14 protein-coding genes are annotated in these 15,775 nt (G+C 43.9%); 4 read left to right on the top strand and 10 right to left on the bottom strand.

What is annotated here, in order from left to right; genetic code table 11:
* Positions 1-363: 363 nt before the first annotated feature.
* The 3 genes from B2Y23_RS14780 to acs form a co-directional block, all read right to left on the bottom strand.
* Entirely contained in the window at positions 364-693 is a 330-nt protein-coding gene (locus B2Y23_RS14780; protein WP_291371624.1) for a hypothetical protein, read from the bottom strand.
* A gap of 257 nt (positions 694-950) precedes the next feature.
* Entirely contained in the window at positions 951-2,132 is a 1,182-nt protein-coding gene (locus B2Y23_RS14775) for an acyl-CoA dehydrogenase family protein (protein ID WP_291371622.1), read from the bottom strand.
* A gap of 132 nt (positions 2,133-2,264) precedes the next feature.
* Positions 2,265-4,208 (bottom strand): acetate--CoA ligase, encoded by a 1,944-nt coding sequence (gene acs, locus B2Y23_RS14770; protein WP_291371620.1) that lies wholly within the window; start codon positions 4,206-4,208, stop codon positions 2,265-2,267.
* A 288-nt stretch (positions 4,209-4,496) separates the two neighbouring features.
* Here acs and B2Y23_RS14765 point away from each other — a divergent pair, with 288 nt between their 5' ends.
* Both B2Y23_RS14765 and B2Y23_RS14760 read left to right on the top strand, forming a co-directional pair.
* Positions 4,497-5,078, top strand: coding sequence for a DUF805 domain-containing protein (locus B2Y23_RS14765; RefSeq protein WP_291371617.1), 582 nt, complete (start codon positions 4,497-4,499; stop codon positions 5,076-5,078).
* Between the two features lie 110 nt (positions 5,079-5,188).
* Entirely contained in the window at positions 5,189-6,166 is a 978-nt protein-coding gene (locus B2Y23_RS14760) for a mechanosensitive ion channel family protein (protein WP_291371615.1), read from the top strand.
* Here the strand turns inward: B2Y23_RS14760 and B2Y23_RS14755 are convergent.
* The 5 genes from B2Y23_RS14755 to prfB form a co-directional block, all read right to left on the bottom strand.
* Positions 6,149-6,862, bottom strand: coding sequence for a 16S rRNA (uracil(1498)-N(3))-methyltransferase (locus B2Y23_RS14755; RefSeq protein ID WP_291371613.1), 714 nt, complete (start codon positions 6,860-6,862; stop codon positions 6,149-6,151). The two genes, B2Y23_RS14760 and B2Y23_RS14755, sit on opposite strands and share 18 nt — an antisense overlap.
* Positions 6,863-7,086: 224 nt before the next feature.
* A complete protein-coding gene (locus B2Y23_RS14750) occupies positions 7,087-8,367 on the bottom strand; it encodes a 3-deoxy-D-manno-octulosonic acid transferase (RefSeq protein ID WP_291371611.1) in 1,281 nt (426 codons plus the stop codon).
* 110 nt (positions 8,368-8,477) lie between these two features.
* On the bottom strand, positions 8,478-9,554 hold the full coding sequence (locus tag B2Y23_RS14745) for an alkene reductase (protein ID WP_291354158.1): 1,077 nt from the start codon (positions 9,552-9,554) through the stop codon (positions 8,478-8,480).
* A 39-nt stretch (positions 9,555-9,593) separates the two neighbouring features.
* Positions 9,594-9,896 (bottom strand): ArsR/SmtB family transcription factor, encoded by a 303-nt coding sequence (locus B2Y23_RS14740; RefSeq protein ID WP_291354159.1) that lies wholly within the window; start codon positions 9,894-9,896, stop codon positions 9,594-9,596.
* A 235-nt stretch (positions 9,897-10,131) separates the two neighbouring features.
* Positions 10,132-11,227 (bottom strand): peptide chain release factor 2 gene (gene prfB, locus B2Y23_RS14735; RefSeq protein ID WP_143222687.1). Its coding sequence is split into 2 segments (ribosomal slippage): positions 10,132-11,154 and positions 11,156-11,227, totalling 1,095 coding nucleotides; the frame shifts between segments, so codons are not numbered across the junction.
* A gap of 419 nt (positions 11,228-11,646) precedes the next feature.
* Here prfB and B2Y23_RS14730 point away from each other — a divergent pair.
* Both B2Y23_RS14730 and B2Y23_RS14725 read left to right on the top strand, forming a co-directional pair.
* Positions 11,647-12,432: a putative porin gene (locus tag B2Y23_RS14730; RefSeq protein ID WP_291354160.1), complete on the top strand. Its 786-nt coding sequence runs from the start codon at positions 11,647-11,649 to the stop codon at positions 12,430-12,432.
* A 179-nt stretch (positions 12,433-12,611) separates the two neighbouring features.
* On the top strand, positions 12,612-13,367 hold the full coding sequence (locus B2Y23_RS14725; RefSeq protein WP_291354161.1) for a putative porin: 756 nt from the start codon (positions 12,612-12,614) through the stop codon (positions 13,365-13,367).
* A 43-nt stretch (positions 13,368-13,410) separates the two neighbouring features.
* Here B2Y23_RS14725 and recJ read toward each other — a convergent pair whose 3' ends face one another.
* On the bottom strand, positions 13,411-15,114 hold the full coding sequence (recJ, locus tag B2Y23_RS14720; RefSeq protein WP_291354162.1) for a single-stranded-DNA-specific exonuclease RecJ: 1,704 nt from the start codon (positions 15,112-15,114) through the stop codon (positions 13,411-13,413).
* Positions 15,114-15,770, bottom strand: coding sequence for a pyridoxamine 5'-phosphate oxidase (pdxH, locus tag B2Y23_RS14715; protein WP_291354163.1), 657 nt, complete (start codon positions 15,768-15,770; stop codon positions 15,114-15,116). Before pdxH ends, recJ begins: the two co-directional genes overlap by 1 nt.
* Between the last annotated feature and the right edge of the window lie 5 nt (positions 15,771-15,775).

Below are 15,775 nucleotides of genomic sequence, written 5' to 3'. Positions count from 1 at the left end.
TGTTCCGGAACATCCTGTTCCTGTATGAATCCATCATAGGAAAAAAATCTGGATACGCCCATCCGCAAAATCCTTCAATTGATGTGCGCCAGAGCGTACAGAGTCGGCCATTTTTCATCCGTAAAATATGTCGATTCTTTCAGCCCGGAAAGAATGAATAACTCTCAACAAAGGATCAAGTGGAGCTTTTTTTGATCAATTTTATTGGCAAAATCATTCCATATCCGGCTAAAAAAGCACACTCTATTAAAACATGTTTTTTTTGAACTTTTACTCCGGTTTTATTTGACCAAGAATTTGATAAATAAAATTATTTTAAGGTAAATTCCTTATAGCCCATTATTTAAATGAAGGCTCTAATAGTTAAAACTTAGTATTTAAATACTCGATAAATCCTTCAATTTTCTTAATAACGTATAAGCAGATATGCAAAGGACTCAGGTTATTTTGCTGGGCTTTTTCTACTCTATACTTTGCTCTTTCTAAGAGCGCTATGACGTAATGTATAGAGCTCTTTAGAACTTTTTTAGGATCTTTTTTTGAATACAAATAACTACTAATTTTTTCAAAAGGTTCATCATTAACCAATATCTGCAATAAAGTGTCGTTGATCTCTTTACCTATTGATTGCTCTATATGTTCCAATTCATATGAATGTAAAGCTTGCGCTATCACTATTTGAAGATTTTTCATTTTTGTTGATTAAAATTATACAGTTTTAATCCTAGCACTATCACGTGATGAAAGTATATAAAATTAACATAATACACGTTATACAAAATGTAATTTCTATTGTTAAATAAATCATTAATTTGAATAGAATTAAAAATGCCTAATCTTCCCAAATTAGGCCTTTTAAGTGATTTTTCACGTTCCATGCTTTTAATTCATTTTTTAAATCTAGAAGTAAAAAAAGGCCTCCCTTTAATAAAAGGCATTTTCTTATTTCCTCATGAATAAAAACTCGGATCAGGTACTTTAGCTGTTAACACCCACTCCCCAATTTCCTGATATTTATAATCCACCGGGTCATGCAAAGTTTGGGTACGGACATTGCGCCAGAAACGGTCCAGATTTAATTGGGCTGTGGTCGCACGCGCGCCCATCACCTGAAAAATATTTTGTGTGATATATAACGAAGTATTGGTCGCGGCAATTTTTGCAGTGGCAATGGCAATACTGACTTCACTACGTTGCTCGGCGGTAAGCGCTTCACCGATATTCCACGCTCGTTGCAAGGTTTCAATGGCTTTATTGGCCAGTAAACGTACACCTTCCAGCTGTACATAAAATTCAGCAAAGTGCTTTTGTGTAAATGGATCATTCACGGCATTTTCCACCAAAGATTTTGACCAGGCTTTTTGTGTCTGTACGCTTTGTTTGGCCGTTGCAAAAGCCCCTTCTGCCACACCTAAAAACAGATGCACAAAAATCAGTTGGGCAATCAGCGGACGTAAACTCGAATAAGGTGTACTGAGGGGTCCAGGATTAAGCAGCAATTCATCGTGATGAATTTTCACCTGTTCAAAATGACTGGTACCGCTGTCGGTCTGGCGCTGGCCCATATTGTTCCAGTCACCCAAGAAGCTCACCCCTTCACGGTGGGTTGGAATCACCCCGATCAGCAATTTCCCTGCATCGTTATAGCCAGAGCAGAGCAACATATCGGAATCGATCGAACCTGAACAAAAGCTTTTATCCCCATGAAAGATATATTCATTTTCAGAGACTTTGACTGCGCTGGTACGTCGATCGAGTGGATTTAAGGTATTGCCCCAAAACAGGTTTTGTTTTGCTGTTTGCTCAAACCATTTGCCATATTGTTCAGGCTGTGAAAACAGTTGTACCGTCGCAATCAGTAAGTGATGAAAGCCATAAACATGCGCCAGTGAACTATCGATCTGAGCAATGATTTGAATAGTGTTAAAAATGGTTTTCCAGTCTGCGCCCTGACCGCCATATTGTGTAGGAATCGACAGTCCCAATAAACCGCTTTGACGGATTAAATCACGTTCTTGTTTTGGATTACCACCCTGTTTATCCCGTTCAGCAGCAGTGGTTGCAAACTGTTCCGCCAGTTGTCCGGCAATGTGTAATGGATTTGAATCTAAAAGCGGGGATGAAGCATTCATAATATGGTCTGATCATTGCTATATTTTTAGCTTAACAGATGATGTTTTGCTGCTTTATCTGAATGCGTGCAGTGCTTATGCATAAAATAAAAATACCGCCTGAACATGCAGACGGTATTTTTGATCCATGACTTACTTGTCGGGATAGACCGTAGCGATCAGATTGTCCACCACCTGCGGGTCGGCCAAGGTGGAGGTATCTCCCAGAGTATCCAGTTCATTGGCGGCAATTTTTCTTAAAATACGGCGCATGATTTTACCGGAACGAGTTTTCGGTAAAGCGGGTGCCCAATGCAAGGCATCCGGTGTAGCCACAGGTCCTAACACCTTACGTACCCAGTTAATCAGTTCCTTACGCAGCTCTTCGGATTCTTCAAAATCGGCCTGCAAGGTGACAAATGCACAGATACCCTGACCTTTAATGTCATGCGGCATACCGACCACCGCAGCTTCAGCAACATGCTCATGCGCCACCAAAGCACTTTCCACTTCTGCCGTGCCTAAACGGTGCCCGGAAACATTCAGCACATCATCTACACGACCGGTAATCCAGTAATAACCATCCTTGTCGCGGCGAGCGCCATCTCCGGTGAAATAGCTTCCCGGATAAGTCGAGAAATAGGCTTCGATAAAACGTTCAGGATCACCCCAAATCGTACGCATCTGCCCCGGCCAGGAATCCTTGATGATCAGGTTGCCTTCCGCTTCACCTTGCAGCTCCTTGCCTTCTGCATCAACAATAGCCGGTTGTATGCCAAACAATGGTCGGGTCGCGGAACCCGGTTTTAAATCTGTAGCTCCCGGTAAAGGTGAAATCAGGATGCCGCCTGTCTCGGTTTGCCACCAGGTATCGACAATTGGACAACGGCTTTCACCGACCACGATGTAATACCAGTTCCAGGCTTCCGGGTTGATGGGCTCACCTACCGAACCGATCAGGCGCAAGCTGCTACGGTCACTCTCACGAACAAAGGCATCGCCTTCACGCATCATGGCACGAATCGCCGTCGGCGCAGTATAGAGGATGGTGACATTGTGCTTGTCGACAATATGCCCGGTACGCGCCCAGGTCGGATATTGCGGCACACCTTCAAACATCACTGTAGTGGTGCCGTTAGACAATGGCCCATACAGCACATAGGAGTGCCCGGTAATCCAGCCCACATCTGCGGTACACCAGAACACATCATCCTGTTTGATATCGAACACTTCTCGGAACGTGGAGTTCACATAAGTGAGGTAGCCACCCGTAGTATGCAGTACCCCTTTCGGTTTACCTGTAGACCCAGAGGTATACAGAATGAATAGCGGATCTTCGGCATTCATCGGTTCAGGCGGGCAGATTTCATTCACTGACATGATTTCCATGTGATACCACAGGTCATGCCCTTCCTTCATCTCAATCGGATTGCCGGTACGGTGTACCACCATCACATGTTGAACGGATTCGGTTCCCTGTACTTGCAGGGCTGCATCGACATTTTCTTTCAGTGGAATCGGCTTGCCACCACGCATGCCAGAGTCAGCGGTAATCACCATTTTGGCCTGACTGTCTTCAATCCGGCTAGCCAGTGAGTCGGGAGAGAAACCGCCAAACACCACACAATGCACTGCACCAATCCGCGCACAAGCCAGCATGGAAATGGCTGCTTCGGAAATCATCGGCATATACAACACCACACGGTCGCCTTTGCTCACGCCATGTTTTTTCAGCACATTGGCAAAACGGCAGACTTCATCATGCAGCTCTTTAAAGGAAATAATTTTATGCCGTGAAGGATGGTCTCCTTCCCAGATAATGGCCGGTTTATGCGGATGCTCTTTTAAATGCCGGTCCAGACAGTTGGCACTCAGGTTCAGCTGACCATCAGCGAACCATTCAATCTTGAAATTGTTCTTGTCGAAACTGGTATTTTTGACTTGGGTAAAAGGTTTAATCCAGTCCAGCTTTTTGGCCTGTTCAGCCCAATACTCGTCAGGCTGATCAATGGATTGCTGATAACGCTCAAAATATTCGGACTCATTGGTGCGAGCGGTTTTCTTAAATTCTTCTGGTACAGGATAGATCTCATTCATAGCTACTTCCTTGATCTTATTCATCTCATCACGAGATGCTATGCCGCGTTATTGCTTTTATTGACTGCATATCCACAGTATGACGATTATTTTTTAATCACAACAATCATGCTTTGGTCGTATTTTCTTTATACAATTTAAAACACAGACCCCTTGTCATATTCAACAAAAAATATGGTTTTATTCGTATCTGATCTGTTCATTTAATCTTATAATTTAAGCATAAAATGTACTTTTAACTTTTCAAAATACAAAATTTTCTTATCTAAATTTTAGCCGGAACAGCGTATGAAACCGCAAGACTCCTCTCCCTTTTTTTCGCGTACCCAACCGTCCAAGGCCGATAATCCTCTGTCTCCAGACGGTCGTTTTGGCCGGTTAAGTTCAATTGGCTGGTACGGGTTTGTTCATTTAATTGCTTTCTTTGCCAGCATTGCCTTTAGCCTGACCATAGGCATCTTTAACCTGCATACACTGTCCATGGACAATCAGTTTGTGAACACATTGACCGGGATTGCAGGACTCGGCTTTGTGGTCATTCTGGTGCTGTATCTGTATTTTTTGATGGTGATTACCGTTCGCCGCCTGCATGACCTGAACCGTAGCGGCTGGCTAATCCTGCTGTTTCTGCTGCCACTGGTGAATATTTTTATGGGTCTGTATTTGCTTCTGGGCTCGGGTACCCCAGGCATAAATAACTACGGATTGCCACGTGAAACACCAGTCTGGGAAAAAATATTGGCCTGGTTCATGATCATTATCACGGTACTGAGTTTTCTGGCTTCAAGCAGCATCATTTCGTATATGTTTGGCGCAGGTGAACTGGAAGTCCCGCCACAAGTGATTCAAAAAGGCACGCAATATTTTTAGAATAGACTGACATTTTTTGACAAAACAGCAGGCAATGCTACGTTTTGTTGGTTAAATTTCTGTTCAGTTTCAGGCAAAATGTCCAGCAATGATCATTATCCGGAAAATCTGTGGCTGAACAAAAAAACACCTTGAGTGAAGTAACTCAAGACACTTCCAACCTTTTGCATGAAGCAGGTGAAAAAACTGCACAAACCGTGCTTCAACACACCGCAAAATATAATGATGCCTATTCCACCATCGATAAGTTCGTCGATGCATTCTGGGAACGCTTGCCTTATATCTGTATTGCACTGGTGGTGTTCAGCATTTTTTATTTGCTGTCAAAACTGTTTAAATTTTTTGTCCGTAAAGCCCTCACTGACCGCAGTTATACCAAACAAAACCTGGTACTGGTTCTAAACCGGGTCGGCAGTTCTGCCATTATTTTCTTTGGTTTCTTGATTGCGATGGTGATTTCCATTCCGGGATTCACCCCAGGTCAGCTGATGAGTGCCTTGGGGATTGGTTCGGTTGCAATCGGTTTTGCATTTAAGGATATTTTCCAGAACCTGCTTTCCGGCATTTTAATTTTACTGGGCGAGCCGTTCAAAATTGGTGATGACATTATCGTGTCTGGTATGGAAGGAACGGTGGAAGACATTCAGATTCGTGCGACTTTCTTGCGTTCACCCGATGGCCGCCGCATCGTGATTCCCAACGCCACGGTATATACCAGTGCGGTAACTGTTAATACTGCTTATCCGCGCCGCCGTTGCCAGTTTATGGTGGGGATTGGTTATGAAGATGATGTGCACAAAGCCAAAAATATCATTATGAAAATTCTAGACAAGGATCAGTCTATTCTCAGTCAGCCGGCCTTTAGTGTGAATGTGACCCAACTTGCTGACTTCTCGATTAATCTGACTGTGACCTGGTGGGTGGATACTCAAGCAACCTCTATCGGTAATTCAATCAGTGCGGTTCAAGAACATGTGATCCAGGCTTTTGCTGAACACAATATTTCGATTCCTTATCCGGTTCAGGAAGTAAAAGTCTACCGTGGAAATGAAGACACTGAAGTAGCTGAATCAGGACGTGCTAAATAATCGACCCAACAGGTAAGGAATTACGGTTTCGGTTCGAATAATACGGTTGCCTAGACTTAACGCCTGGCAGCCGTTTTTTATCAGTAAATCGACTTCATACGGTATAAAACCACCCTCAGGACCAATCACGATGGTGCAGGGATGATCAATGGCAAAAGGCATGGCCATCTCGGCGTAAGGATGAGCCACATAGGCAGGACATTCTGCGCTGATTAGATTTGGCAGCACATCTTCGACAAAAGGTTTAAAACGTTTATAGATTTCAATTTGCGGGGCGATGGTATCCCCGGCTTGTTCCAGACCTAGCGTTATATAGTGATCGAGCTGCTGTAAAAAGGGCGTTTGCCAGTAACTCTTATCTACGCGATAGCTATGCAGCAAAATAATTTTTTCCACCCCTAAAGTCACGCTATCCATAATCAGACGACGGAGTACTTTGGGACGTGGCATGGCAAAAATCAACGTCACAGGAAGTTTTGCAGGTACACGTTCCTCTTTGAGCGGCTTTAATTTTATCGCCTGTTCAGTGACTTCGACAATTTCGGTGAGATAACGCTTACCCTCACGAATACCGACTTTTAAGGTATCTCCGACTTGAACAGCAACATGAGTGCGTAAATGCTCAAGCTGACGTTTGCTGGTAATTGACCAGTATTCAGATTCAGTTTGGCGTGGGTCAAGGAGGACAATATTCATAAGCTATAAATTTCAACTATTAAAAGCAAGACGCCTGCACAGCCACATATCATTTCATGACTTTATTTTACTTTGCGTAGGCATATTCCTACTTTTGATAGAGCAAAAGTAGGCAAAACTCTTTGTTAGGCTAATGGTAAGTCCCTTTACCATAGCCTAACGGCGGCATCCCTGCCGCCTCCGCGAAATAAGTTTCAGCGTAACGATACACAACATAGGACTATTTAAAGATACTGATCAATCACCGCAATATGCTTTGCTAAAGAGCCCTTGTTCTGCAACATAATTTTCTGTGCATGCTGGTTCAGCTGTTCTGCAGCGCTATGATCATTTAACAGCGCCATCAAAACCTTGGCTGCCTGCTCTGCATCTTCCACGACTTTCACTCCCTGGATTGCAACAAATTCATCGACAATGGTCTGGAAGTTAAAATAATTTTTACCCAAAACTGTCGCTACATTTAAGGCAATCGGCTCCAGAATATTATGCCCACCACCTGGTTCATTTAGAGAACCACCAACATAACAGGCTTGGCTCAAGGCATACCAGAGCCACATCTCGCCCATGGAATCCGCCAGATAAACCTGAGTATTTGCTTCAATGCGCTGTCCCAGGCTACGACGTTGGGTTCTTAAATCTAAAGACTGTGCAGCTTGGAACACCTCATCAAAACGTTCCGGATGGCGGGGCACCACAATGATAAGCAGTTCTGGATGTTGCGCCAGATAAGGCTTTAGAGCTGTTAACAGTTTTTGTTCTTCAGGGGCATGAGTACTGGCGAGGGTGATGATTTTACGTGCCGATAAATGCCAGTCCTGCTGCAATTGCTGCGCTTGTTGAATAAAGCTGTCCGGTGCATGAATATCAAATTTAATACTGCCCAGTACCTGACTCTTATTCGTTTCCATGCCCAAATTACGGTAACGCTCTAAAGTTGCCTGGTCTTGAGCCAGCAAGCGATTCAGCCCATTCAGCATGCCTTGGGTCAGTCCTTGAACCTTACTATAGCCTTTGGCCGATTTTTCCGAAAGTCGGGCATTAATCAGTAAACATGGCACCTTAAATTGCTGCGCCTGATCGATTAAATTCGGCCAGATTTCAGTTTCCACCAAAGCCAATGCTTTGGGCTGATATTTTTGATAAAAAGCCTGCACCAAATGTTTCTGATCGGCAGGCAAATACACCGCCTGAAACAAATGTTCATACGGTGCTTTTAAAAACAGGGATTTGGCCCGAGCCTGGCCGGTTTTGGTGGTATTGGTGACCAGTACCGGATGACCAAGTTTGAGATAATGTTCAATTAAAGGTTGGGCTGCGTTGGTTTCTCCAACCGACACCACATGAAACCACAGCGCATGCAGGTTTTTCGGCGGTTGAAATGGACCAAAGCGCTCAAGACATTCTTGTTGCAATTGCTCCGTATTCAGCGCACGTTTTTTAATCTGCCATTTATACAATGGTTTAACCATTGTAAGTGCCGCGTTATACCAAAAAGGAGTAGCCAAACAAGTTGCCTCAAATCATGTTCAATCGGCAAAATATAACAGAGCAGCCTTCATATGTTAATGAATTCTGCTCTGTGGCATGATTTATTCTGCCTTGCGGAGGATAAAGTTTAGCTTTCGGCTAATTGCTTATTTAAAAATGGATAGTCGATATAACCTGCTGCCACATCGGTTCCAATCATGTTTTCCAGCTTCAATTCATTCAGCGGCTCATCGTCCACTAAACGCTCAAACAGGTCTGGATTGGCAATATAAGCCTTACCAAAAGAAACGGCTTCCGCTTTACCTGAGTTTAATAATTCAAGTGCATCTTCACGGCTTAAACGCATATTGGCAATATACGGCACACCGTTAGAACGTGCTTTCATGTCCAGACTGATGCTGTCTTCGGCCAGATATTCACGGGTAAAGAAGAAGGCAATTTTACGCTGACCCAATTGTTCCAGCACATAACCAAAGGTTGCTTGAGGATTGACATCCCCCATATCGTGTTCATCGCCACGCGGCGCCAGATGCACCCCGACACGGCCTGCGCCCCACACTTCAATTAGTGCATCTACAACTTCCAATAAGAAACGGGCACGGTTTTCAACTGAACCGCCGTATTCATCTTCACGCAGGTTGGTTTTGCTTTGCAGGAACTGGTCAATCAGATAACCGTTAGCTGCGTGCAGTTCAACACCATCGAAACCGGCCGCTTTGGCTTTAATTGCGGCTTGTTTATATTGTTCGGTAATGGCATGAATTTCAGAAATTTCTAATGGACGTGGCACCACATATTCACGTTTTGGACGTAGCAGGCTGACATAACCGGCTTGCTGCACATTACTTGCAGAAACTGGGGTTTCGCCATTTAACAGATCAGGATGCGAAACACGACCGACATGCCACAATTGCGCCACGATCAAACCATCTTTGGCATGCACAGCATCAGTGACCTGCTTCCAGCCTTCTACTTGTGCTTCAGTAAATAGACCTGGTGTTTTTTCATAACCATTGGCTTCTTCTGAAATCACCGTCGCTTCAGAAATGATTAAACCTGCGCTGGCACGCTGGGCATAATATTCCGCCATCATAGCAGTCGGAACACGGTCTGCTGTAGCACGGCTACGCGTCAAGGGTGCCATCACCACACGGTTTTTAAGTTTGAGTTCACCAAATTGAATTGGGGTAGAAAAATCTGTCATCAAGCCATCCTCTTACAACTGGCCTGGACTGAATAAAGTCTAAAGCGCATGCTGTAAATGTTGTAAAAATTCCTGAATCAGTGCTTCATTACGAGAAAAATAAGACCATTGCCCATATTTGGTCACCTGAATCAGTCCTGCCTGTTGCAGTACCGACAAATGATTGGACATGGTTGATTGGGAAATATCGGCGATTTTTTCGATATGCCCCGCACATACGCCACGACTAAAATCATCTCCACATTCTTCAGTGGAAATGAAACGCTCAGGTTCTTTTAGACATTGCAGAATCTGACGTCGAATCGGGTTGGCTAAGGCTTTATAAATCGCTTCTGTGTCCATCTCATTTCACTCATGTTCATGATCAGCACCTTCACAAAAATCATTATATCGAATTTACACGATATTAATATCGAAAATTATCGATATTATAAGTCATTTTGTAAGTTGCTGTAATTTTATTCAAATTCAGATCATTCTAGCATTGTCTGATCAAGCTGGTTATATTCCTGCTGATCAGCAAATTTTAACGTTAAAAAAAAGAGGACCAGCCTCTTTTTTTTTCAAAACACTAAACTTACAGGCCCTGTTTCAAGCTGGCTTCAATAAATTTATCCAGATCACCATCGAGGACTGCACCGGTATTCGAGGTTTCCACACTGGTACGCAAGTCTTTAATACGCGAGTCATCCAGTACGTATGAACGAATCTGGCTGCCCCAGCCGATATCAGATTTGGTATCTTCCAGCGCCTGGGCCGCTTCATTCCGTTTGCTCATCTCTAATTCATAGAGTTTGGCACGTAACTGTTTCCAGGCATGGTCACGGTTGGCATGTTGTGAACGCTGGTTCTGACAAGCCACCACAATACCGGTGGGTGCGTGGGTTAAACGTACCGCAGAGTCGGTTTTGTTAATGTGCTGACCACCGGCACCCGATGCACGATAGGTATCGGTACGCACGTCTGCCGGGTTAATATCAATTTCAATATTGTCATCCACTTCTGGCGATACAAACACGGCAGAGAATGAAGTATGACGACGGTTACCCGAGTCAAAAGGTGACTTACGCACTAAACGGTGTACACCAGATTCGGTACGCAACCAGCCATAGGCATACTCGCCTTCTACACGAATAGTCGCCGATTTAATTCCGGCCACATCACCGTCAGATTCTTCCATCACTTCGGCTTTAAAGCCATGACGTTCAATCCAGCGCAAGTACATACGCAGCAGCATAGAAGCCCAGTCCTGCGCTTCTGTACCGCCAGAACCGGCCTGAATCTCCACATAACATGGGTTCGGATCCATCGGATTGCTGAACATGCGGCGGAACTCAAGTTTTGCCAGTTCTGCTTCTGCGACATCAAGCTCAGCTTGAACATCCTCAAGCATTGCTTCTTCGTCCGCTTCTACAGCCAGGTCAAGCATGGCTTGGGCATCTTCCAGCTGAGTGGCTAAACCATCAAGTACATTCAGTACATTCTCAAGCTCGCCTTTTTCTTTGGCCATGGCCTGGGCACGACTTTGGTCATTCCAGATCGCCGGGTCTTCCAGTTCACGCAGGACCTCTTCTAAACGCTCTTTTTTCAGATCGTAGTCAAAGATACCCCCGTAATGTTAGACCACGGTCGTTTAAGTCTTTTAATTGGTTTAGATAAGGATTAATTTCCACGTGAATTACTCTCAATCAGAATACTAGGCTTAAATAGCCCGCAATTATAACACAGAGCATGGATGCAGTTTTAGCGTGCATTAATTCAATAACAATTGAGCAAATAGTGAATAAAAAAGGCTGTTCAAAAACACTTACTTTGTAGGGCATTTTTAAGATTTAAATCATTTTTATGTTACAAAATACTTAGTTTTTTAGATTGAACTCGTCTAAATCCATAAAACCTCCATAATTTTAATAAAACAAAACATTTAAATAATAATTTAAATTTCAATAACTTATATTATAAAAATTACATAATATTACGTTGGCAACATTTCTGTAACTCTGAATGGATTGACCTAGGTTTGTTTTGGTCTAGACTAAAAGTTGTAACAAAAAATGTATTATTTTTAACCAAAATTTGAGGGGTAGTATCCATGAAAAAATTAGCCATTGCTTCAGCACTTCTTTCTGCTCTAGCAGTTACAGGTACAGCCAATGCCTACCAAGCCGAAGTCGGTGCAGCAGCAGCTTATATTGACCCAGACAATGGTAGTTCAGGGAGTGCTTTCGGTGTAGATGGTACTTATTACTTTAACCCCGTTCAAACTCGTAATGCGCCACTTGCAGAAGCAGCATTCCTTGACCGTGCCAGCAACGTGAATGCACACGCAACATTTGCTGACCGTGGTGACTTAGACGACAACACTTATGGTGTAGGTGCTGAAGTCTATGTTCCAAACTCAGATTTCTATCTGGGTGGTGATATTAGCCGAAATGAAACTGAAGTGAACACACCGCTAGGTAAATTTGATACTGACACGACCTATTATTCGGCTGAAGTCGGTTACCTTCCAGCACCTGGCCTGTTAATTGCCGCTGGTGTAAAAGGTTGGGACAACGAGAATGATGATGGTGTAGATCCTACACTTCGTGCCAAATACGTAACTCAACTTAGTAATGGTAAAGACATCAACCTTGAAGCTGGTGCATCATTTGGTGATCTAGACGAGTTCAATCTTGCCGCAGATTACTTCATTGATAAAACCGTAAGTGTTGGTGCAGACTACTACAGCAACGACTTAACTGACCAAAATGAATTTGGCATTAATGCACGTAAATTCTTTAACCAGCAAGTTAGCCTTGAAGGCCGAGTTGGTTTCGGTGAAGTAGGTAATAACGACTACAACTCATTCGGTGTAGCTGCTAAATACCGCTTCTAAGCACCTCTTAAATAATTTTTATGAAATGGCCCATCTTCGGATGGGTCATTTTTTTTGCTCTGAAATAAAGCATTTAGATAAAAAATGCACATTGACTGTGCGGCTATTTAATATACAATTTGTTACAACTATAAGATAAAACCATATTGAATCACTTTAATAACAACGGGGAACCTTAAATGCTTAAAAAAATTGCGCTTGCTACAGCACTTATTGCCAGCTTAGGAACTGTTCATGCCTATCAGGCTGAAGTGGGAGGTACCATTGCTCTTGTGGATCCAGACAATGGGGATACTTCGACCGGTTTTGGAATTGATGCAACTTACTACTTTGACTCAGTGCGCCTTAAAAATGATCCTTACAGTGAAGCCGCATTTTTAAACCGTGCCAGTAATCTGAATGCAGCCTTTTCTTATATTGATTATGATCTGTATGAGAATACGACCTTCAATGCCGGTATTGAATACTTTGTTCCCAATTCCGATTTCTATATCAGCGGAAATCTGGGTCAAGTGAGTGAAGAAACTGAAGGCTTTGAGGATTTTGATACCACGCTTTATGCAGCAGAATTAGGTTATTTACCTATCCCCGGCTTATTGCTTGCTGTGGGTCTTGCCGGCTATGACAATGATAGAGATGATGGAGTCGACCCAACTTTACGGGCCAAATATATGACTCGCGTCGGTCAGTACGATATGAATTTTGAAGCGGGCGCGAATTTTGGCGATCTTGATGCCTATACTTTAGGCACCGACTTATATCTGGATAATACCTTTAGCGCAGGTCTTGGTTTTGCCGACAGTGATGTAAGAAATAGCGACGTATTTACCATTCGTGCAAAAAAATTCCTGAATCAACAAGTCAGCCTGGAAGGTTCGATCAACTTTGCTGATGCAGGCAATATCTTTGCGCTACGTGGGGCATATCGTTTCTAAGCTTTAAGATTAAAAACAAAAACCGCTCAATTGAGCGGTTTCTTTATTGTTCCAGATGAATCACACGCAGCTGTAAACTGACATTGCCATTAAATTCATTTTTATCTATTTCATAGACCAGTCTTACACTGTCTTGCATGGCATTGAATTCAAATTTATCACGTGCATTAAAGGCAATTGCTTCTACAATTTGGCCATTATCCAAAGCCAGACGCAGCTTTAAATGTATTTCTTTTAGCCAGCGATAATCTAGAATCTTAAAGACCCCTTCAAAAATCGGCGATGGAAATTTTTGTCCCCAAGGCGTTAAGTTTTGCAGAAAATCTACGGTTTCAATTTGGAAATGTTCTGTCGGTAATTCACCATCCGTCCACAAAGTGGCATAAAACAGTGATTCGTCCATCGCTGCGATTAATTTTTCAAATTCTTGTTTAAATTCATCAAAATGCTGTTTTTGAATAGTCAAACCCGCAGCTGCCGCGTGACCGCCAAAATGGCTGACCAAATGCGGATGCTGTTCAGCAATCAGCTCAATCGCATCACGTATATGCACCCCTTCGATCGAGCGCGCAGAGCCTTTAATATGAATGCCATCTTCATCGGAGGCAAAAACAATACTTGGACGATGAAACTGTTCTTTTAAACGACCGGCCACAATCCCAATCACGCCCTGATGCCAATGCGGTTCAAACAGAATCAGTGCAGCAGGCAGATGCTCTTGGTCCAGCTCGAGCTGGGCCAGTTCAGACAAAGCCTCTTGCTTCATCTGGGTTTCGACCTGACGGCGCTCAGTGTTCAACTGATTTAATTGTTGTGCCAGTGGATAAGCGCTTTGCAAATCTGCAGCCAGCAGACACTCAATGCCTATATCCATGGTTTCCATGCGCCCCGCTGCATTGATACGCGGACCAAGTACAAAGCCTAAATCCTGAGCTTTTAAGGAGGCTGGATCGCGTCCGGCAATATCCAGTAATGCACTAATCCCGGCGCGGCACTGCCCTTGCCGTATGCGCTTTACCCCGGCATCGACCAAAATGCGGTTGTTATAGTCCAGACTGGCCACATCGGCATAGGTACCTAAAGCCACCAGATCGAGATACTGGGCCACTTTGGCAGTGGACTTGCCGAGTTGACTGCGATAACTGGACAAATTGGCAAGCAGGTAAAATGCCACGCCAACTCCAGCCAAAGCCTTGCTTGGAAATTCACAGCCCAACTGGTTCGGATTGACCACAGCTTCGGCTTTCGGGGTTTCTTTGGTGGTCAGGTGATGATCGGTAATAATCACCTCCATGCCATGTGCTTGCGCCTGCTCCACCCCTGTATGGCTGGAAATACCATTATCGACAGTAATCAGCAAATCGGGCTGGAAAGTGGTGAATGCCAAATCGGCAATCGCCGGTGTTAAACCATAACCATATTTAAAGCGGTCAGGCACCAGATAGGCGACATTGGCTCCCATATCCCGCAGCGCTAGAATCATCAACGCGGTGCTGGTGGCACCATCGGCATCATAATCGCCTACAATCACGATTTTCTTTTGCTGGTCAATCGCGTGGTCCATCAACTGAATGGCAGCATCCAAACCCTTCATGGTCGGCGCTAAAAGATGCTTCAATTTCAATTCTAATTCTTGTTCTGATTGCACACCGCGGCGCGCTAAAATTTGCGCAATAAACGGCGACACGCCCTGAAAGTTTTCAGGGCGTGTAATAAACGGTCGTTGCTGAATCAGTGTTTTTGGCATTAAGGCATGAGTCGTTGTAATTTCCAGGTACTTCCGATTCTTTCATAACTCAAGCGGTCATGTAAACGGTTAGGACGACCTTGCCAAAATTCATAATAATCTGGTTGTAGGCGATAGCCGCCCCAGAATTCAGGTTTTGCCAATTCAGCTTTGTCGCTCACCAAGTCCTGCAACGCCTGAAAACGGGTTTGCAATTCCTCACGACTGGCAATCACGCCACTTTGTGGCGTACTGATATGCGCTGCAATCTGACTGTCTCGTGGGCGTTTATGATAATACTCGGTCGATTCTTCTAAAGAGATTTTCTCAACGCGGCCACCGACACGAATCTGACGCTCTTGCTCGGGCCAATAAAACAGCAATTCGGCATAGGGATTTTCTGCCAAATCCAGGCCTTTCTGGCTGTCATAATTGGTATAAAAATCATAACCCGCTTCAGTCGCGCCGCGTAATAATACGGTACGTACATGTGGACGGCCTTGTGTATTGGCAGTTGCCAATGACATGGCGTAGGGCTCATGCAGTTTTGCATCTAAAGCGTGGTTAAACCAATTCAAGAATTGCTCATGTGGATGTTCAGCCAGATGAGTTTCATGCAATTCCCCTTTTTGGTAACTTAAGCGAAGTTCGCTTAAGTCTTTAATCACATCCTTCATATTGT

Origin of the sequence: Acinetobacter sp. UBA5934 (assembly GCF_002430855.1) — a bacterium.
GTDB lineage: Bacteria > Pseudomonadota > Gammaproteobacteria > Pseudomonadales > Moraxellaceae > Acinetobacter.
This window is presented reverse-complemented; position numbering and strand designations above follow the sequence as displayed.

What these genes read in the sequence shown, in the direction of transcription:
- recJ (WP_291354162.1), bottom strand. Translation starts at nt 15,114, where the DNA reads ATGCCAAAAACACTGATTCAGCAACGACCGTTTATTACACGCCCTGAA.
- B2Y23_RS14725 (WP_291354161.1), top strand. Translation starts at nt 12,612, where the DNA reads ATGCTTAAAAAAATTGCGCTTGCTACAGCACTTATTGCCAGCTTAGGA.
- B2Y23_RS14740 (WP_291354159.1), bottom strand. Translation starts at nt 9,896, where the DNA reads ATGGACACAGAAGCGATTTATAAAGCCTTAGCCAACCCGATTCGACGT.
- B2Y23_RS14755 (WP_291371613.1), bottom strand. Translation starts at nt 6,862, where the DNA reads ATGAATATTGTCCTCCTTGACCCACGCCAAACTGAATCTGAATACTGG.
- B2Y23_RS14730 (WP_291354160.1), top strand. Translation starts at nt 11,647, where the DNA reads ATGAAAAAATTAGCCATTGCTTCAGCACTTCTTTCTGCTCTAGCAGTT.
- B2Y23_RS14780 (WP_291371624.1), bottom strand. Translation starts at nt 693, where the DNA reads ATGAAAAATCTTCAAATAGTGATAGCGCAAGCTTTACATTCATATGAA.
- B2Y23_RS14745 (WP_291354158.1), bottom strand. Translation starts at nt 9,554, where the DNA reads ATGACAGATTTTTCTACCCCAATTCAATTTGGTGAACTCAAACTTAAA.
- B2Y23_RS14765 (WP_291371617.1), top strand. Translation starts at nt 4,497, where the DNA reads ATGAAACCGCAAGACTCCTCTCCCTTTTTTTCGCGTACCCAACCGTCC.
- acs (WP_291371620.1), bottom strand. Translation starts at nt 4,208, where the DNA reads ATGAATGAGATCTATCCTGTACCAGAAGAATTTAAGAAAACCGCTCGC.
- B2Y23_RS14775 (WP_291371622.1), bottom strand. Translation starts at nt 2,132, where the DNA reads ATGAATGCTTCATCCCCGCTTTTAGATTCAAATCCATTACACATTGCC.
- pdxH (WP_291354163.1), bottom strand. Translation starts at nt 15,770, where the DNA reads ATGAAGGATGTGATTAAAGACTTAAGCGAACTTCGCTTAAGTTACCAA.